The 19,131-nt window shown below is 63.8% G+C and carries 18 protein-coding genes; 10 read left to right on the top strand and 8 right to left on the bottom strand.

The annotated features are described in order from the left end of the window. Positions 1-68 precede the first annotated feature (68 nt). From AC0L3S_RS05110 to AC0L3S_RS05095, 4 genes are read right to left on the bottom strand one after another with little or no spacing between them, the layout of a single operon-like run. Entirely contained in the window at positions 69-1,271 is a 1,203-nt protein-coding gene (locus AC0L3S_RS05110; RefSeq protein ID WP_473278306.1) for an ABC transporter substrate-binding protein, read from the bottom strand. Positions 1,272-1,296: 25 nt separating this feature from the next. Beyond that, positions 1,297-1,881 carry an amino acid synthesis family protein gene (locus AC0L3S_RS05105; RefSeq protein ID WP_354103794.1) on the bottom strand — a complete coding sequence of 195 codons (585 nt, stop codon included), beginning with the start codon at positions 1,879-1,881 and terminating at the stop codon, positions 1,297-1,299. A gap of 27 nt (positions 1,882-1,908) precedes the next feature. Then, on the bottom strand, positions 1,909-2,805 hold the full coding sequence (locus tag AC0L3S_RS05100) for a UPF0280 family protein (RefSeq protein ID WP_473278305.1): 897 nt from the start codon (positions 2,803-2,805) through the stop codon (positions 1,909-1,911). Next, complete coding sequence (locus tag AC0L3S_RS05095) at positions 2,802-4,259, bottom strand: hypothetical protein (RefSeq protein WP_035974002.1); 1,458 nt, start codon at positions 4,257-4,259, stop codon at positions 2,802-2,804. The genes AC0L3S_RS05100 and AC0L3S_RS05095 overlap by 4 nt, the downstream gene beginning before the upstream one ends. A gap of 281 nt (positions 4,260-4,540) precedes the next feature. Between AC0L3S_RS05095 and AC0L3S_RS05090 the strand changes: the two genes are divergently transcribed. After that, on the top strand, positions 4,541-5,023 hold the full coding sequence (locus AC0L3S_RS05090) for a (2Fe-2S)-binding protein (RefSeq protein ID WP_473278304.1): 483 nt from the start codon (positions 4,541-4,543) through the stop codon (positions 5,021-5,023). Then, positions 5,023-8,553 (top strand): molybdopterin cofactor-binding domain-containing protein, encoded by a 3,531-nt coding sequence (locus tag AC0L3S_RS05085; protein WP_473278303.1) that lies wholly within the window; start codon positions 5,023-5,025, stop codon positions 8,551-8,553. Before AC0L3S_RS05090 ends, AC0L3S_RS05085 begins: the two co-directional genes overlap by 1 nt. Here the strand turns inward: AC0L3S_RS05085 and AC0L3S_RS05080 are convergent. Then, on the bottom strand, positions 8,550-9,518 hold the full coding sequence (locus tag AC0L3S_RS05080) for a catechol 2,3-dioxygenase (RefSeq protein ID WP_473257671.1): 969 nt from the start codon (positions 9,516-9,518) through the stop codon (positions 8,550-8,552). The genes AC0L3S_RS05085 and AC0L3S_RS05080 overlap by 4 nt on opposite strands. Positions 9,519-9,957: 439 nt before the next feature. Between AC0L3S_RS05080 and AC0L3S_RS05075 the strand changes: the two genes are divergently transcribed. The 3 genes from AC0L3S_RS05075 to AC0L3S_RS05065 all read left to right on the top strand — a co-directional run bounded on the left by AC0L3S_RS05075 (position 9,958) and on the right by AC0L3S_RS05065 (position 13,625). Then, positions 9,958-11,697, top strand: coding sequence for an ATP-binding protein (locus AC0L3S_RS05075; RefSeq protein WP_007592463.1), 1,740 nt, complete (start codon positions 9,958-9,960; stop codon positions 11,695-11,697). Positions 11,698-11,901: 204 nt separating this feature from the next. Then, positions 11,902-12,483 carry a peroxidase-related enzyme gene (locus tag AC0L3S_RS05070; protein ID WP_473257675.1) on the top strand — a complete coding sequence of 194 codons (582 nt, stop codon included), beginning with the start codon at positions 11,902-11,904 and terminating at the stop codon, positions 12,481-12,483. A gap of 200 nt (positions 12,484-12,683) precedes the next feature. After that, complete coding sequence (locus AC0L3S_RS05065) at positions 12,684-13,625, top strand: hypothetical protein (protein WP_473278302.1); 942 nt, start codon at positions 12,684-12,686, stop codon at positions 13,623-13,625. Positions 13,626-13,640: 15 nt separating this feature from the next. Here the strand turns inward: AC0L3S_RS05065 and AC0L3S_RS05060 are convergent, their stop codons facing one another. From AC0L3S_RS05060 to AC0L3S_RS05050, 3 genes are all read right to left on the bottom strand, one after another. Then, positions 13,641-13,862 carry a hypothetical protein gene (locus AC0L3S_RS05060; RefSeq protein ID WP_473278301.1) on the bottom strand — a complete coding sequence of 74 codons (222 nt, stop codon included), beginning with the start codon at positions 13,860-13,862 and terminating at the stop codon, positions 13,641-13,643. Between the two features lie 141 nt (positions 13,863-14,003). Beyond that, positions 14,004-14,237: a hypothetical protein gene (locus tag AC0L3S_RS05055; protein WP_473257681.1), complete on the bottom strand. Its 234-nt coding sequence runs from the start codon at positions 14,235-14,237 to the stop codon at positions 14,004-14,006. Positions 14,238-14,296: 59 nt separating this feature from the next. Further along, positions 14,297-14,920, bottom strand: a complete 624-nt coding sequence (locus AC0L3S_RS05050; RefSeq protein WP_473257683.1) for a ParB-like protein — start codon at positions 14,918-14,920, stop codon at positions 14,297-14,299. A gap of 268 nt (positions 14,921-15,188) precedes the next feature. Between AC0L3S_RS05050 and AC0L3S_RS05045 the strand changes: the two genes are divergently transcribed. The 5 genes from AC0L3S_RS05045 to AC0L3S_RS05025 all read left to right on the top strand — a co-directional run bounded on the left by AC0L3S_RS05045 (position 15,189) and on the right by AC0L3S_RS05025 (position 19,126). Continuing rightward, a complete protein-coding gene (locus tag AC0L3S_RS05045) occupies positions 15,189-15,530 on the top strand; it encodes a hypothetical protein (RefSeq protein ID WP_473278300.1) in 342 nt (113 codons plus the stop codon). A gap of 248 nt (positions 15,531-15,778) precedes the next feature. Then, positions 15,779-16,066: an acyl carrier protein gene (locus AC0L3S_RS05040; protein WP_007592476.1), complete on the top strand. Its 288-nt coding sequence runs from the start codon at positions 15,779-15,781 to the stop codon at positions 16,064-16,066. Positions 16,067-16,076: 10 nt separating this feature from the next. Continuing rightward, positions 16,077-16,547: a 3-hydroxyacyl-ACP dehydratase FabZ family protein gene (locus tag AC0L3S_RS05035; protein ID WP_007608856.1), complete on the top strand. Its 471-nt coding sequence runs from the start codon at positions 16,077-16,079 to the stop codon at positions 16,545-16,547. Further along, the gene (locus AC0L3S_RS05030) at positions 16,544-17,749 is read left to right on the top strand and encodes a beta-ketoacyl-ACP synthase (protein WP_007592478.1); all 1,206 of its coding nucleotides are present in this window, start codon (positions 16,544-16,546) and stop codon (positions 17,747-17,749) included. Before AC0L3S_RS05035 ends, AC0L3S_RS05030 begins: the two co-directional genes overlap by 4 nt. 99 nt (positions 17,750-17,848) lie before the next feature. Continuing rightward, positions 17,849-19,126 (top strand): beta-ketoacyl-ACP synthase, encoded by a 1,278-nt coding sequence (locus AC0L3S_RS05025; protein WP_473278299.1) that lies wholly within the window; start codon positions 17,849-17,851, stop codon positions 19,124-19,126. Positions 19,127-19,131 lie beyond the last annotated feature (5 nt).

The following is a 19,131-nucleotide window of genomic DNA, read 5'->3' as shown; positions in this document are numbered from 1 at the left end:
CCTTCTTGTCGTGCGGCACCGAAGTGGTGGGTTACGCCTCCGGCCAACCCACCCTACGGCAGCGGAGATCAATCCTTCGGACGCAGCTTCTCGACTTCGGCATCACTCGGCAAATAATCCGCGCCCTTCTTGTAAGACGAGTCCACCATGACACCCTTGCCGTCCTTCAGCGCGGTCTTGCCGACATAGGCACCGAGCGTCGACTGGTGATCGATCTTGCGGAAGGTGATCTCGCCCAGCGGCGACGGCATCGACAGTCCTTCCGCCGCAGTAATCAGCTTCTCCGGATCGGTCGAATTGGCCTTCGCCAGGATCGCCGCCGCCGACTTGATGGTCTGGTAGCCGACGATCGAGCCGAGGCGCGGATAGTCGTTGTACTTGGCCTGATAGGCCTTCAGGAACGCGTCATGCTCGGGCGTCTTTATCGAGTACCAGGGATACCCCGTGACGATCCAGCCCTCGGGCGTCTCCTCCTTGAGCGGGTCGAGATATTCGGGCTCGCCGGTGAGGAACGAGACGACCTCGCGTCCCTTGAACAGGCCGCGGGTGTTGCCTTCACGCACGAGCTTGACGAGATCCGCGCCGAAGGTGACGTTGAGGATCGCTTCCGGATTGGCCGCGGCAACCGCCTGCACCACCGGACCGGCGTCGATCTTGCCCTGCGGCGGCCACTGCTCGTCGACCCACTGGATGTCGGGCCGCTTCTCCGACATCAGCTTCTTGAATACGGCAACCGCCGATTGGCCGTATTCATAGTTCGGCGCGATCGTCGCCCAGCGCTTTGCCGGTAGCTTGCTGGCTGCTTCCACCAGCATCGCCGCCTGCATGTAATTGGAAGGACGCAGTCGGAACGTGTACTTGTTGCCCTTCGACCAGGTGATGGCGTCCGTCAGAGGCTCGGCCGCCAGGAAGAACACCTTCTTCTGGTTGGCGAAGTCGCTGACCGCAAGTCCGATGTTCGACAGGAACGTACCCGTCAGCATCGCCACGCCCTCGCTCGACACCAGCTCGTTGGCCGCGGTCTGCGCATCCGCCGGCTTGCCGCCGTCGTCCTTGGAGACGACGACAAGCTTCTTGCCGTTGATGCCGCCGGCCGCGTTGATCTCCTCAACCGCGAGCTGCCAGCCCTTGCGATAGGGCTCGGTGAACGCCGGCAGCAGCGAATAGCTGTTGATCTCGCCGATCTTGATGTCCTGCGCCAGGGCCGAATGAGCCATGCCGCTTGCCAACAGCGCGAACGCCGCGCCGACAAAATAGTTCTTTGCTCGCATCCCAACCTCCACTTTTCTGAAAAGATTAACGCAGTCCGTCTTCGCCCTTGATCTCCGCAACCGTCAGCCCGCCGACGCGCGGCAGCGGACGGCCGCTGTCGGTGACGGCGACCGCGACCATGATCTCGTTGGCGCGCGGCGCGTCGTTGATCTGCACTTCCATGCCGTCGAAATGACTGCGCACGAAGGCCGCATCCTTGTGGCCCAGCGGAATGTCCAGCGTCGTGCCGGGTCCACTGCGCTTCTTCGACGACGGGATCAGCGCAGCGCCTTTGCCCAGCACTTTACGGACCGGCGCGCCCATTTTTGGGTGAAGGATGGCGGCGGCATGCTCCAGCTCGCCGTTCTCGCCGACGGCCGCAGCCTTGCCATAACTCTGCGCCTTGGACCCGTCGATGCCGAGCGCCGCCACCGCACGCTTCGACAGCAGCTCGCCGAGCTCCTCGCCAATCGCGATCAGCGGCGAGAGATCCTCGACATACTTTCCAGCGAACGGATTCTCGATCACGGCGATCGCCGCCGCACGCCGCGTCGGCGGCGAGACCTGGCGGCCCATCTCCATCTGCGTCTCTTCGACGACGGTGACGATCTTGCGGATGATCGCGCTCATGATTGTTTCCTCAAGCCGCTTCCCTGTTCAGGCATCAACCGCGTTCTCCAGCACAAGCGGGCGCGATCGTTGCCGTTCAATATCCTTGGTCCCGATGACAAGCATATCAGCACAAAGCTGCAACACGGCACCCTCGATCAATCCGCGATCGAATAATTGCCGTGCACATTCCGCGCCAGATTCCAGCGCGGTGGTGATCTCGGTCTGCGACAATTCACTGACGTCACGGGTCACGAGCCGCGCGCCGAGATCGCTGTCGGGCTGAAGCTCGCTGGCTGGCTTTCGGATGATGGCGGGATGCCCCGGCAGATCGACGGCATTCGCAATGATCGTCGCGGCCGCGTCGGCTTGCGACGCCGTTCCGGCCAACACGGTCACCGCATCGGCAATCCCGAGCGAAAAGCTGCGGCCGTGCCGTCCACTGGTCGCGATGCCGCGCACGGGATCATCGGCATCCACCCTGATTGTCCGCATCACGCCGTCGCCATCGGGCCGGTCCATCAGACCGACCGAAAAATGCTCGCCGTCGCCGAGATGCAGGGCAATGTCGCCGCCATTGTTGACATAGGCTCGATCGAGCGCCGCAGCGTTCAGCATTGCGCCGAGAATCTCCTCCGCCACGGCGCCGGCAACCGCCGCCATCGACGTAATGAAGTCATCAGCGGCATAAGGCGCGACCGCGGCGTGCATGCGGCGCGCCACGACGCCTACCAGCGAGGTCCGCCCCTCGACGGCAGCCCGCAACTCCGGCAGTTCCGCGCAGAGCTCGTCGAGTAATCCCGTGAAGCGCCGGGCGGCCGCCTCATAGGCTGCACGCACCTCGCTCGGCTCTCCCCTCGCCTCGACGATCAAATCAATCGGTCCATCCTGCAAATGCAGCCGCCGGCCATCTGACAGCAACGCGATTTGCGGGAGCCTTGTCATGCCCGAGGTCCCGGGATCGGGTTTTGCCAGGGCAATTGGCGGACGTCGTCGCCACGCTGAACTTCGGCGAGCGGTTTCACATAATCCATGTGCCCGCCGAGCGCCGCATAGTCCGACAGCTTCATCGTGAATTCGATCGGCGCGACCAACGCGGGCGTCGGCACGTAACCGAATGCCCCCGCCGGCATCTGCGTCACGTCGACCATGTAGGTGATGCCGCCGCCCGGCCAGACATAGACCGGCGCGCCACCACTGGTGACGCGCGTCAGCGCGTCCTTCACCGAGCGGGTCAGCCGCACAGGATTGTCGGTCACGCCCGCCCGCAAGGAACCACCGGCGCCCGCCATGAACAGCACCGTACACAGCGCCGGCTCGCAATTCTCCTGAATGCGCTCGACCGAAAACTTGAGGACATCAGGCATCTCGGTCTCGACCGGCTTCAGGGCCTCGTCGAGCACATAATAGGAGGAATGTTCGCCCGTCGTGGATACCATCAGCATCGAGAGGCCAGGCTTGGCCTCATTCGCATCGAACGGTCCCAGGATTGCGAGCGGATCGGAGATATTGGTGCCGCCCCAACCCGTGCCGGGATCGGCGACCTGGAAATAGCGGCCGGGCGTCGAGCGGCGCCCCTTCATCTTGATGCCGGTGTCGGCGATGTCGAGCAGCTTGCCGGCCTGGTGCTCCGAGAGCACGCCGGTGATATGGTCGTCGACCACGACGACCTCGTCGACCTTGCCGTGCCATTGCTTGGCGAACATGCCGATCGTCGCCGAGCCGCAGCCGACGCGCATGCGCTCTTCTTTCATGCCGTTAACGATCGGCGGCTGGCCGGCCTGCACCACCACGCTCGCGCCGCCGTCGATGGTAAGTTCGACCGCCTTGCAATTTGCGAGGTCCATCAACGTGTCGCAGGTGACGCGGCCTTCCTTCTTGGAGCCGCCGGTCAGATGGTGCACGCCGCCGAGCGACAGCATCTGCGAACCGTATTCGCTGGTGGTGACATGACCGACCGCCTCGCCTTGTGCACGGACGGTCGCGGTCTCCGGCCCGAGATAGCGGTCGGTGTCGATCTTCACCTTGATGCCGCAATAGGAGAAGATGCCCTCGGTGACGACAGTCACCATGTCGACGCCGTCGACCTCCGCCGAGACGATGAACGGCGCCGGCTTGTAGTCGGGATAGGTCGTACCCGCGCCGATCGCCGTTACAAAGGTGGAAGGCTCGTGGACGATCTTGCCGTCCCAATCCTCGGTGCGGCTGAACGGAACGAGCTTGCCGCCATGCGACACGGTGCGCTCCAGGATCACATGCGGATCGACGCGGACGAGCTTGCCCTCGTGATTGGCATAGCGGTCGCAGGCGCCCGCCGCGCCCGGCTTGATGTAGCACATCACCGGACACGCATCGCAGCGGATCTTGTCGATGGCGGCGCTCGTAGGTTCAGTCACCATGTCAAAGCCAGCCGACAGTGCAGTTATCATTTGTACACGAACGATGTTGCGCGCCCTCCCGATGGCTGTCAAGCGGGGGTGCGGCGCAAAACATACGCCTGCCGCATAAAATCATTTGCCTATCCGCCCTGTCCACAAAGAAGGCATTCGCGCTGCACTGCGGCATGCACGGCTTGCACGTTTGTGTACAAACGGTATCGTCGCAACGTAGATTTTGAGCGCACGTGGAATTTTTGCGAAGCTTTGGCCACGGCGCTCAACGACTCGACTTGGGAACGAGGATGACGCAGAAACCGATCCGCCTCACCGTGAACGGCAGGATCCACGAGATCACTGCGGCGCGAGACACGCCGCTGCTCTACGTGCTGCGCAACGATCTCGCGCTCAACGGTCCGAAATATGGTTGCGGCCTCGGTGAATGCGGTACCTGCACTGTTCTGATCGATGGCGCGGCGGCGCGCTGCTGCGTGATTCCGATCAGTGGCTGCGCCGGCCGCGACATCGTGACGCTCGAGGGGCTCGGTACCCACGACAAGCCGGATATGGTGCAGCAGGCCTTCATCGACGAACAGGCCGCGCAATGCGGCTATTGCCTCAACGGCATGATCATGACCACCAAGGCGCTGCTTGCGACCAACCCGCGGCCCACCGAGCAGGAGGCGCTGGCGGCGCTGCGCTACAATCTCTGTCGCTGCGGAACGCACATCGAAATCCTTCGCGCCGTCATGCGTGCGTCTGGCCAACTCGCCAAGGCCGGTGACTGATGACCTCCCCTGCCTCGCACGGAGCTGAGCTGCCATCCGGCTCGCTCGTCGTCGTCCGCATCGTGGACGCGAGCACATCCGAGACCTTCGTCCGCATCACCGCGGACGGTTCGGTCACAGCCTACAATGGTCATGTCGATCTCGGCACCGGCATCCGCACGGCGCTTGGCCAGATCGTGGCTGAAGAGCTCGACGTCTCCTTTGCCCGCGTCGTCGTGGTGCTCGGCGATACCGCAACGGTGCCAAACCAGGGCGCCACGATCGCCAGCGAGACCATCCAGATCACCGCCGTTCCCCTGCGCAAAGCCGCCGCGCAGGCGCGTCACTTCCTGATCGCACGTGCGGCCGAGCGCCTGGAGCTGCCGACAGCCGATCTCAGGATCGAAGATGGCCTCGTGCGCGGGCACGACAATCGCAGCGTCAGCTATGGGGAGTTGATCGGCGGAGAGACCGTTCGTCTCGAGCTTGCCGACGACGTCGCCCTCAAGCCGGTCGGCGATTACGCCATTGTCGGCCAATCGATGCCCCGCGTCGACCTGCCTGCCAAGGCCACGGGCGAGCTGACCTTCGTGCACGACGTCCGAGTATCCGGCATGCTGCACGGCCGCGTGGTGCGTCCGCCCTATGCCGGCGTCGACGCCGGACCGTTCGTCGGCACCAGCCTGATTTCGGTCGATGAATCCTCGGTGCGCGACATCCCCGGCATCATAGCCGTCGTGCGCATCGGCGATTTCGTTGGCGTCGTCGCGGAGCGCGAGGAGAACGCGATCCGTGCGGCCGAGCAGCTTGCGGTGAGCTGGCGACCGACGCCTGAACTGGCCGATCTCGCCGACGTCGAGACGGCGCTTCGCGCCAACCCGTCGACGCCGCGCACGCTGATCGACAAGGGCGACGTCGATGCCGCCATTGCCGGCGCGGCCAAGCCGATGCAGCGCACTTACGTCTGGCCATATCAGATGCATGCCTCGATCGGCCCATCCTGCGCGGTCGCCGACTTCCAGGACGGCAACATCCGCGTCTGGTCGGGCACGCAAAATCCGCACCTGCTGCGCGGCGACCTGGCGCTGCTGATCGAGCGTCCCGAGAGCGAGATCGAGGTCATCAGGTTGGAAGCGGCCGGCTGCTACGGCCGCAACTGCGCCGACGATGTCACCGCGGACGCGCTGTTGCTCTCGCGCGCGGTCGGCCGGCCCGTGCGCGTGCAGCTGACGCGGCAGCAGGAGCACGCTTGGGAGCCCAAAGGCACCGCGCAGCTCATCGACGTCAATGGCGCCCTGAACGCCGCGGGCAACGTCGCTGCTTACGATCTTGCCACGCGCTATCCGTCGAATGCCGCCCCGACGTTGGCGCTGTTGCTGACGGGGCGGATATCGCCGAAGCCGGACGTCCTCCAGATGGGCGACCGGACCGCGGTCCCGCCTTACGATTACGAGCACATGCGCGTCGTCGCCCACGACATGGCGCCGATCGTGCGCGCGTCCTGGTTTCGCGGCGTCTCGGCCCTGCCGAACACGTTTGCGCATGAATCCTATATCGACGAAGCCGCGACCGAGGCCGGCGTCGACCCGATCGAATATCGTCTGCGTTACCTGAAGGACCAGCGTGCCGTCGATCTCGTCCATGCGGTCGCCGAGCGGGCGGGTTGGACGCCGCGGCCGGTGCGAGAAGAGAAAGACGGCGAGATCGTGCATGGGCGCGGCTTTGCCTATGCGCTCTATGTCCACAGCAAATTTCCCGGTTATGGCGCGGCGTGGTCGGCCTGGGTCACCGACGTTGCCGTGAACAAGGCGACCGGCGAGGTCAGCGTCACGCGAGTAGTCGCAGGCCAGGATTCCGGCCTCATGATCAACCCGGACGGCGTGCGCCATCAGATCCACGGCAACGTCATCCAGTCCACCAGCCGCGCGCTGATGGAGGAGGTCTCGTTCGAGCGCGGCGCAGTCGTGGCGCGGGAATGGGGCGCCTACCCGATCATCCCCTTCCCTGACGTGCCCAAGATCGACGTGTTGTTGCTGCCGCGGCCGGACCAGCCGCCGCTCGGCGTCGGCGAATCCGCCTCGGTCCCGAGTGCGGCTGCGATTGCGAACGCGATCTTCGATGCCACCGGCGTGCGATTTCGCGAGCCGCCGTTCACGCCCGAGCGCATCCTGAAGGGGCTGCACGGCGGCGCACCGGCCACGCCGCAGGCGCTGCCCGCTCCGCCTGCGCCACAACCGTCCCGTATCTGGGAGAATCCGTTCGCCAAACGCGCCGGCATCTTCGCGACCATCGCGGCGATCTGCACCGCGGCGATCAGCATCGGCGCGGCTCTTTTGCCTGGCCGCGCCATCGCGCCGATCGCGCGGCCTGACCCATCGGTCTATTCCGCAGCGACGATCGCGCGCGGGCAACAACTGGCCGCACTCGGCAATTGCGCGGAGTGCCACACCATGATCGGCGGCGCGCTCAACGCCGGTGGCCGCGCGCTGGAGACGCCGTTCGGCACGATCTACGCGACCAACATCACGCCCGACGTCGAGACCGGCATCGGCGCCTGGTCCTATCCAGCGTTCGAGCGCGCGATGCGCGACGGGCTGCATCGCGACGGACGGCAACTCTATCCCGCCTTCCCCTACACGCATTTTTCGAAGACCGGCGACGCCGACATGCAGGCGCTTTATGCCTACCTGATGGCACAGCCGGCGGTGCGCACGACGCAGCCTGCGAATACGCTCGCCTTCCCGTTCAATCTCCGTCCGCTACTTGCCGGATGGAATGCGCTGTTCCACCAGACGCGGGAGTTCAAGCCCGACCCTGCCAAGTCCGAAGTCTGGAATCGCGGCGCTTATCTCGTCGAAGGTCTCGGCCATTGCAGCGCCTGCCATTCGCCGCGCAACGCGCTCGGCGCCGAGCAGCGTGGCGCCTATCTCGCCGGCGGCTTTGCGGAGGGCTGGGAGGCGCCGCCGCTGACCTCGCTCTCGCATGCGCCGATCCCATGGAGCGAGGACGAGCTTTTCGCCTATTTGCGCACGGGCCACTCGCGATACCATGGTGTCGCCGCCGGACCGATGGCGCCGATCGTCAGGGATCTCGCGGCCCTGCCCGAGCAGGACATCCGCGCCATGGCCGTCTATCTCAACTCGTTCAATGATGCCGCGACCGACGGGAAAGCCCAGGATGCGATTGCTCTGAAGCTTGAAGCTTCAACGCAAGTCGGGATGGCGTCCTCAACCGGCGCGCGACTCTATCAGGGCGCCTGCGCCGTCTGCCACGAGGTCGGCGGCCTGCCGCTGTTCGGCAGCCGCCCCTCGCTCGCGCTCAACAGCAATCTGCACAGCGCGACATCGGACAATCTCGTACAGATCATCCTGCACGGCATCGCCGAGCCGGTGTCGAGCGATCTCGGCTACATGCCGGCCTTCAAGAACAGCATGAGCGATGGGCAGGTCGCGGAACTCGTCACCTTCCTGCGCAAGCAGTTCGCACCGGACAGGCCGGCATGGACCGGCGTGCGCGAGACAGTCACGCGCCTCCGGACCTCAGCACATTAAGCGTGCTTCTTCACGTCCACCGGCGGCGTGCCGTGCGTATGGAACGACTCGATCGTCTTCAGGCCCCACGCCTGCCCCTTCTTGCGTTCTTCTTCGGTCCACACGATTGGCTTCCAGTCCGGTGCGAGAATGAGGCGCGCGCCCGCATTAGCGACCTCGACGCGGTTGCCGCCGGGTTCGTAGACATAGAGGAAGAAGGTTTGCTGGATCGCGTGCTTGTGCGGCCCGGTCTCGATGTGGATGCCGTTCTCCAGGAAGATGTCGGCGGCGCGAAGAATCTCTTCGCGGCTGTCGAGCGCGTAGGTGACGTGGTGGAAGCGGCCGGGCGTGCCGGAATGGTCGAGCGAATAGGCGAAATCGTAGCTCTTGTTCGACATGGTCAGCCACATCGCCGCTTCGCGGCCATCGTTCAGCACGATCTGCTCGGTGAGCCGGCAGCCGAGATAGTTCTCGAAGAACTCGCGGTTGGCCTTGATGTCGGTGGCGAGGCAGTTGAGGTGGTCGAGGCGGCGGACGTTGACGCCGCGCGCGGGAAAGCGCTGCGCCTGGTTCTTCAGCGCCGGCTTCAGCTCGGGCGGCGCCTGATACCATTCGGTCTCGTAATAGAGCTCGACGATGTGGCCATCGGGATCGCGGCAGCGGAAGGTCGGCCCCTGCCCCATGTCGCCGTCGATCCAGCCGATGTCGAAACCGGACCCCTTCAGCGCCGCGACGCGTCGCTCAAGCGCCTGCTGGCTGCGCGCGCGCAATGCCATGTGCTCCATGCCTGATGTCTTCGACGCCGTCAGTTTGAGCGAATAGCGCTCGTAATCGTCCCAGCCGCGCAAATAGACCGAGTCGCCCTTTTGTCCGCTGACGGTCATGCCCATTACGTCGACGAAGAATTTCAGGCTCTCGTCCGGCTTTGGCGTCAGCAGTTCCATGTGGCCGAGATGAGCGAGATCGAGGATCGGTTCGGGCTGCATGGTGTCCTCCAAGACGTGGCTTGCGATCCGCTGGACCGGATCCCCGCGATCCGGCGCAGGCTGCAATCCGCTCACGCGCCGGTGGGCGGCACCGAGGCCGCCGATTCATTTGTACTAATGTACAAATGATTAGGTCTCGTCAACAAATCAAAAGTCGCCTCTCTGAGCGAATGACGGCCCACTCGGGATGACGATCCGTCCCCCCGGGCGATCGACTGCCTGAATGGTAAAATCTTCCTTAAACACTCCCAAGCCCCGCCGGCCGGGAAAAAGCAGCATTTTCCGGCCACTTCTGCCTGAAAGTATGCATTGGGAACAAACTTCTCACCCGAATTGTCGCGGATTTAACGAAGCGCCGGCGCCTGCCGTTTAACCGTTTGTCCAGCGACGGCCGTGCATAGTCCAGGACAACCCGTTGCTCTTGCCAGGTTCATTCATTGTGACATCCTTTGGACGCGTGATTTCAGTTCGCGGGTCGCTCGCCCGGGTCGGGCTGCTGGCTGAAAGCCGGATGCCGGTCTCGGAAGTTCGGGCCACTGTCGGACGTTTCGTCAGCATACGCTGCGCCAGCTCGGTCATCGTCGCGATGATTACCGAGGTGTCGTGCGAGAACCTCTCGAGCAACGACAATTTGATCGCCATCGCCTCGGTCGACCTGCTGGGCGAAATCCTCAACGCGACCGGCAAGGCCAAATTCCAGCGCGGCGTCACCAACTATCCAACCATCGGCGATTCCGTCGACCTGATCACGAGCCAAGAGCTGCGCACGATCTACGCGCCCACCGGTTCCGACCAGATCAATGTCGGCTTCCTTCAGCAGGACAGCTCCGTCGTCGCCTATGTCGACATCGAGGAAATGCTCTCCAAGCACTTTGCCGTGCTGGGGTCGACCGGCGTCGGTAAATCGACCGGCGTGTCGCTGTTGCTCAACGAGATCCTCAAGGCACGCCCGAATTTGCGCATCTTCCTGCTCGATGTGCACAACGAATATGGCCGCTGTTTCGGCGACCGCGCGCTGGTGCTCAACCCGCGCAATTTGAAACTGCCGTTCTGGCTGTTCAATTTCGAGGAAATCGTCGACGTGCTGTTCGGTGGCCGCGCCGGCGTGCCCGAGGAGCTCGACGTCCTCGCCGAGGTCATTCCGCTCGCCAAGGGCGTCTACACCCAGTACCAGAACGCCGACCGCATTGGCCTGAAGCGCATCGATCCCAAGCAGATCGGCTACACCGTCGATACGCCGGTGCCCTATCGCCTGGTCGATCTGATGTCGCTGATCGACGAGCGCATGGGCAAGCTCGAGAACCGCTCCTCGCGCATCATCTATCACAAGCTGATCTCCCGCATCGAGGCGGTCCGCAACGACCCGCGCTACGCCTTCATGTTCGACAACGCCAATGTCGGCGGTGACACCATGGCCGAGGTGATCAGTCATCTGTTTCGCCTGCCGGCCAACGGCAAGCCGATGACGGTGATGCAGCTCGCCGGCTTCCCGGCCGAGGTCATCGATTCCGTCGTCTCGGTGCTCTGCCGCATGGCCTTCGACTTCGGCCTGTGGAGCGACGGCGTTTCGCCGATGCTGTTCGTCTGCGAAGAGGCTCACCGTTATGCCTCCGCCGATCGCAATGTCGGCTTCGGGCCGACCCGCAAGGCGGTGTCGCGCATCGCCAAGGAAGGCCGCAAATACGGCGTCTATCTCGGCCTCATCACCCAGCGTCCGGCCGAGCTCGACGCCACCATCATCTCCCAGTGCAACACGCTGTTCACGATGCGCCTTGCCAACGAGCGCGACCAGGCGCTGCTGCGCGCCGCGGTGTCGGACGCGGCCGCGAACCTGCTCTCGTTCGTGCCCTCGCTCGGCACCCGCGAAGTGCTGGCCTTCGGCGAAGGTGTCGCGCTGCCGACGCGGCTGCGCTTCAAGGAGGTGCCGCCGCATCAATTGCCGCGCGGCGAAGCCACCATCAGCAGCGTGCCGTCCGTCACCTCCGGTCACGACATGCATTTCGTCGGCGCCGTGCTCGAGCGCTGGCGTGGTGCCACCTCGCAGCGCGACGTGCCGAACGATCCGGTATTCTCGGCGCCGCCCGCGAAAACGCTCTCCAACGTCGAAGCCCCGATGCTGCAACCATCGATGGGGCTGGATCCGGACCGCTTCTCGCTGCTGAAGAAGCCGCTGCGGTAAGGGGCGGATACCGCTTCGGCAAACTCCGCCGTCATGCCCGCGAAAGCGGGCATCCAGTACGCCGCGGCTTCTCCGCATCCCATCGCTGTCTCTGGAATACTGGATCGCCCGATTAAATCGGGCGATGACACTGAGTGTGTGGCACGTTGAGGCGACCGCCAGCATCGACTAATGTTCGGTGCCCCCGATCCGGAAAACAAGCCAATGACAAAAACCGCCGCGCAACGCTTCCCCGCTCCCGCTCTCGATGCGCTCCCTGACGACATCCGCGCACGTCTCCTCGCCGTGCAGGAGAAGAGCGGCTTCGTGCCGAACGTGTTCTTGACGCTCGCCTACCGCCCGGACGAGTTCCGCGCCTTCTTCGCCTACCACGACGCGCTGATGGAGAAGGACGGCGGCCTCACCAAAGCCGAGCGCGAGATGATCGTGGTCGCGACCTCGGCAGCCAATCAGTGCCAGTATTGTGTGATTGCGCACGGCGCGATCCTGCGCATCCGCGCCAAGAACCCGCTGATCGCCGACCAGATCGCCACGAACTACCGCAAGGCCGACATCACGCCGCGGCAAAAGGCGATGCTCGACTTCGCGATGAAGGTCTCGGCCGATGCGCAGCGGATTTCCGAGGACGATTTCACCGCGCTCGCGCCGCACGGCTTCAACGACGACGACATCTGGGACATCGCCGCAATCTCCGCCTTCTTTGCGCTGTCGAACCGGCTGGCGAATTTCACCGGCATGCGGCCGAACGACGAATTCTATCTGATGGGACGGCTGCCGAAGAAATGATCGACCGCCGCGAGCGCGGAAGGAACGGCATTGCGGACAAAAGCAGCGGATGAGTTCCCGTTTGACGGGAACTCTGCGTTTTCGCAATCGTACACGTTTAATTAAGAATCTCACCCTCAACTAGCACAAACGCTTTGGCACAACTTGCGCAGTTTCCGTCAACGGGGACGCGGCTGAGTCGTGCCTGTTGGGGGCTTCTCATGAACGTGCGGGCATTTGTGATCGCGACCTGTATCGGCACGGCATTCTTCGCGGCCGGATACGCATGGAACTATCAGCCGGAGATCATCAACGCGAACGAGATATGGAGCATGTTCGAATCGGAGCATGGCAAGGCACGGGCTGCCGTCTTACGCGTCCTCATTGCGCCGAATTCAGCTCACTTCAACGGCCTGCGAACGATCGATGCAGACCAGGCAAAATACGTATGCGGCTCCGTAAAGGCGATGGATCAGGACAGGCAGTATGTCGAGGCCGCGTTCGTTTACACCGTCGCGATCGATTTTGCCCGTATCGACGACGACGGGCGGATAACGTCGCAGCGTTCTCCTTACAAGCCCTGCCCAGGCGCGGCCGATGACAAAATTGCCGACCAGAACACGCTGATATCGCCAGGCGCGCTGTCGATGATCAAGACCGTCGAAAAAATCATCCCCAAGTCCAGCGGCGGAACGATGGAGCAACAGCTTGGCCAGCTAGCGGGACAGACAGCGGCGGTCGCGCCAGGTTCGGCGGTCCCGCGGAGATCAACCGGCTCGTCAGGTTCGGCAGCCTCAGCAGGGGCAGGATGGGCGCCAGCAGCACAGCATTCAAATTCGGCGGTGGAGGCGCGACAAGCAGATGAACTGACATGGCGTGTCGACCAACCGCCAGCCGCATGGCCGAATTTCCCCTCGGACCATCCGCTGGCGAAATCGACCCAGAAGCGGACGAGCGCCGAGGCCCTGGCTTTCGCGAAAGATATCGAGGGTCGATGGGAGCAAGCCAAGTCATCCGGGACTCCGGCCAAGCGTCCTTCGCCTGAGGAGATCAAGGAAGCATGCCGCGCGCTACTTGCGATTGATCCCACGGACAAGGATTATCCGCGGGCCTGGGCCGCCTTTGTGCGGCTGCGCAAAATCGATCACGACGCTGCTGGTTGAACCGACGGGCCTCGCTCACGCCTTGCGCCGCAGGCTCCAAAGGCTCCCGAGAGCCACGACGGCGGTCATCAGCAGGACGGCGACGAAAGTTTGGATGATCGTGAAGTTCAGGGCGTCACGCGCGACGAACAGCGCAGTGACAGCTCCGGCGAACACAAACAGAATGCGAAGAATCAGACTCATCATCATGTCTCCAGACGGCATGATCTGGAGCCACCTGGCGACGCGGATGCGCAAGGCTGGTTCGGCGGTCATGCCGGCGGACCTTAGCGGCCGGCCCCAAAAGTCTGTTTGCGATACGTCAAGCGCGCGACGCCGTTGGGCAGCAGGTTTGTCGCAACTGCATTGCCAGCGGCTGCGCAGCACTATGGCGCTGGACTAGCGCTTCGCCATCAACTCGAGCGCCGGGGCAAAGCGCTCGGAAAACGTCAACGTCTTGGCATGGTGAACTGCGGCAAATGATGCCGAGATCCCGGCTGAAGCAACCACGAGCAGGGCAACGGCGAAAACCAGACGGCGCATTTCGGCCTCCTGTGTGAGCTCGACACTCGTACAGATGGCACGGCTTTGTTTCAGCACGGCTTCGTGCGGACGGAAGATGGTTTCGCTCAAGAGGCTGTGATCAGATCCGGTTTGCCGGGCCGCATGCCGGACTGCTGCGAGCGTTGCGCCTAATCATCCTCCGCCGGTCCGCACCAGCCGGGCAGATAGATCGCGTCCTTGCTCTTGGCTGAGAACATCGCCTTCTCGAGCGCCTTGTCGAAATTGGCATCCACGGCCTTGCGCGACAGCTTTCGGCGCAGATAATCGGCCCACAGGAATTCGGAGAAGGGCGTGGTGTCCTTGGCGAAGCCGCCCATACGGCGCAGCTCGCCGGCAAGGCTCCGGAAGGGATCGTCCTTGAGATCGACGACGGATTTGGGCAAATCGCGGAATGGTCGCCGTTCGCCCTTGGCGTCGTAGGGGTAAACCCAGCGCTTGTTGTCCATCACGCCCCAGAACGCTTCGCGCTCGACCATCCTGAGGTCACCGACGATGGTGACCAGTACCTCCTTGACGCCCTCGTCGTGCAGCGCGCGACCGAGATGATGATGGTCGATCACGTAATAGCGCTCGTCGGGGCCGTGCACGACGGGGATCATATGCTTGCCGAGCAGATCGGCCTGCTTCTTCTTGTCGTGCTCGCGCCAGCGCTTGCGCTTCTCCTTGACCTCGCGCATCCCGACCGTCATCTGCGTCGGCCGCAGCGACAGGATCGGCACCGGATGCACTCTCGGTTCGCGCGTATTGGTCATGATCGAAAGGCCCTTAATATGGTTGCAGCTGCGTGGTCAGGTTCCCTGGACTATGCCATGGGCATCGCGCCGGCAATGCATTCGGCTCGGCGGAGATTATTGCATCGCACCCTCTGCATGCCGGAACGATCAGGGTTCCGCGGTCCTTCGTTCGCAGCCCTGCAGGATAGTGCAAACGCGCAATGTACGTGCGTGTGAGAAGATTTTCTGCAACGCGTTCACCACGTATGCTATCTAAAAATCGCTGCTTCGGAGTGATCCCTGCGCCATGACAACCCAGCGGCCCATAAGCTCGGATGACGAGCACCGGGTGCTCCAGTTCAGGCCGCGCACCTCGCCTTCCCCGACGGGCTACCGCGGCAACGGCAGCGTGCAGCAATTGCGCGTCGCGCCCGAGCCGCTCGACCTGTCGCGCTACGAGCAGCCCCGCAGTGAGCCGGACGATTTCCGCCATCGCATGCTCGCCAACATCGCGGCGCTAGCCTTCACCATTGCACTGACCGCGATCGGGATATGGCTCGCGGTGAGCATCGCCGACCTGCGCCGGACCCAGGATTGCGTGCTGATGGGCCGCCGCGACTGCGTCAAAATCACGACGCCGCACATCTAGGCAAAACATTTGGCAGGCAAGACGTCTGGCGCGGCCCGCCGACGGTGCTTCGGCGGAAACGGCTCAGCCTGGCATCCCCAGCCCTGTGCCCACACCCGCCGGCTCCATTGAACTCAGGGCGGCGCTCCGATATACGGGCTTTCGACCCGGCCAGAGGGGGGTTGAGGGCGTCATCGGGGCGCGATGCCCACCCACCGTTCCACTCTGGAAAATCTGACAAATATCTGCAATATATCAAAGGCTTAGTGATGTCCTCCACATTCGATCAGGTCGCTACGATCATCGCTGAAACCTGCGACATCCCGCGCGACACGATCACGCCGGATAGCCATGCCATCGATGACCTCGGCATCGACAGCCTCGATTTCCTGGACATCGCGTTCGCGATCGACAAGCAGTTCGGTATCAAGCTGCCGCTGGAAAAGTGGACCCAGGAGGTCAACGACGGCAAAGCGACCACCGAGCAGTATTTCGTGCTGAAAAACCTGTGCGCCCGCATCGACGAACTGGTTGCGGCCAAGGGCGCGAGCGCCTAAGCGCGCGGTCATGCAACTCGAATACTTCCACATGATAGATCGCGTCGTCGACCTCAACGTCGACGCGAAGACGATTGTCGTCGAGGCTCAGGTCCCGATGGAGAGCACCATCTTCGAGGGGCACTTCCCGGGCTATCCCCTGATGCCCGGCGTGCTCCTGATCGAATCGATGGCGCAGGCCTCGGGCTGGCTTCAGCTTGGCGTGCTCAAATTCGAGCGCATGCCGATCCTGGCTGCCGTCAAGGAGGCCAAGGTCCGCGGCTCGGTCTTCCCCGGCGATCTCATGAGCATCGAGGCGAGCCTGGCCCATCAGGGCTCGGGCTACGCCGTGACCGAAGCCAAGATCAAGGTCGGCGGCAAGCTGCGCGCGAATTCGACGCTGACCTTCACGCAGATTCCCTTTCCCCATGCGGATATGCGTGCCCACATGGACGCGGTCGCCAAACGCGTCGGCTTTCCGCAACAGGCCGTATCGCCATGACCGAGACTGCTTCGAAGCCCGCCCAGACGGAAGTCTGGATCACGGGCATTGGCCTGGCCACTTCGCTCGGCGAGGGCCTGGACGCCAACTGGGCCGCGCTTCAGGAGAAGCGCATCAATGTCGACGAGAAGGGGTTTGCGCCCTACATCGTGCACCCCCTGATGCCCGTTACCTTCGACAGCCAGATTCCGAAGAAGGGCGACCAGCGCCAGATGGAAGCCTGGCAGCGCATTGGCACCTATGCGGCCGGGCTTGCGCTCGACTCCGCCGGGATCAAGGGCAACAAGGATATCCTGTCGAAGATCGACATGGTGGTCGCCGCCGGCGGCGGCGAGCGCGATCTCAACGTCGACACCGGTGTGCTCACGGCCGAGGCCAAGGGCGCCAACGCGCCGGGCTTCCTCAACGAGCGGCTGATGAGCGATCTCAGGCCGACGCTGTTCCTGGCCCAGCTCTCCAACCTGCTCGCCGGCAACATCGCCATCGTGCACGGCATTGGCGGCACCTCCCGCACCTTCATGGGTGAAGAGGTTGCCGGCGCCGATGCCGCCCGCATCGCATTGTCGCGCATCGCCTCCGGCGAGAGCGACATCGCGTTGATCGGCGGCTCGCACAATGGCGAGCGCAAGGACCTGATGGTCCTCTACGAATTCGGCGACTTCAATCTGAAGGACAAGTTCGCCCCCGTGTGGGCGCGCAAGGACCACGCCGGCTTCGCGCTCGGCTCGGCTGGCGCGTTCCTGGTGCTGGAATCGAAGGCGCATGCGGAAGCGCGCGGCGCAAAGCCGTTCGCAAAGCTGTCGAGCGTCGTTGCCGACCTCGCCCGGCGCAAGACCCCCGGCGACATGGCGGCGACGCTGGAGAAGCTTTGGGCAAAGTTGCCGAAGCGCGACGGCAAGGGCGCGATCATATCCGGTGCGACCGGCGCCGAGCCGGCGACATCAGAAGAGCGCGGATTCCTGAAGGGCCACGCCGAGTTCCCGGTGCGCTCGACCGGCACGATGTTCGGCCACACCATGGAGACGCAATTCCCGCTCGGCATCGCGCTCGCCGCGCTGTCGATCTCTCGCGGCGCGCTGTTTCCGCCGAACGATTCCACGGGCACCGAGATTGAAATGCAGGGAGCGCCCACCCAGATTGTGGTGGTGGGGGCCGGACACTGGCGCGGCGAAGGCATGGCGCTGGTCGAGGCAGTAAGCTAAGGCGCGTTGCGCTTTGGCGGGTTATTGTTTGGGCATGATCTTCTCGAAAAACCGCGTCACGCTTTTTCGAATCATGCTCCAGCTCAAGCGGGGATCGACATGACTGCACCACGCGACAAACTCGGGCGTCCCGTCGTCGTCGTCACCGGCATGGGCATCATGACCTCGCTCGGCAACGGCAAGACCGACAATTGGGCGAAGCTCGTCGCCGGCGAATCCGGCATCCGCACCATCACGCGCTTTCCGGTCGACGGCCTGAAAACCACGATGGCCGGCACGGTGGATTTCGTCAGCGTCGATCCGTTCTCCTCCACCGCCCTGTCGGAGCGGATGGCCGAACTGGTGACGCAGGAGGCGCTGGACCAGGCCGGCATCGGCGCCAAGGCGGATTTCCCGGGTCCTCTCTTCCTTGCGGTCGCACCTGTCGAAGTCGAATGGCCGCAGCGCCGCGAGCTCGGCCGTGCTGTCGGTAAGCTCGACTTCAATTATGACGATCTGCTGCGCATCTCCGGGGGCGGCAAGTACAGCGCCTATCACCACCGCTTCATGTTCGGTTCGGTCGCGGCCTACCTCGCCGAGACTTTCGGCACCAAGGGCTCGCCGATCTCGTTGTCGACGGCCTGTGCTTCGGGCGCAACCTCGATCCAGCTCGGCGTCGAGGCGATCCGCCGCGGCGAGACCGATGCCGCGCTGTGCGTGGCGACCGACGGCACCGTGAATCCGGAGGCGCTGGTGCGCTTCTCGCTGCTCTCGGCGCTGTCGACCCAGAACGATCCGCCGCAGGCGGCCTCCCGTCCCTTCTCCAAGAACCGCGACGGTTTTGTCATGGCCGAAGGCGCAGGTGCGCTGGTACTCGAGAGCTATGAAGCCGCCACCGCGCGCGGCGCAAAAATTCTCGGCGTGATCGCCGGCTGCGGCGAGCTCACCGATTCCTTCCATCGTACCCGCTCCTCGCCCGACGGCAAGCCGATCATCGGCTGCATGAACAAGACGCTGGCCGATGCCGGCATGTTGCCGGACCAGATCGACCACATCAACGCGCACGGCACCGCGACGCCCGAGAACGACAAGATGGAGTACAACACGACATCGGCCGTGTTCGGCGATCTCATCTCGAAGATTCCGGTCACCTCCAACAAGTCGATGGTCGGCCACACCATCTCGGCCGCCGGCGCGGTCGAGGCGATCTTCTCGCTGCTGACGCTGGAGCATCAGCGCATCCCGCCGACGATCAACTACGACAATCCGGATCCCACGATCCTGTTCGACGTCGTCGGCAACAAGGCACGCGATGCCCGCGTCACCGCAGTGATGTCGAACTCGTTCGGCTTCGGTGGCCAGAACGCCTCGCTGATCCTGACCCGCGAACCGGCCTGACCGGA

Source organism: Bradyrhizobium sp. Ken01, from assembly GCF_055807355.1.
The sequence above is the reverse complement of the archived record's forward strand: the minus strand, read 5'-3'. Positions and strand labels throughout refer to the sequence as shown.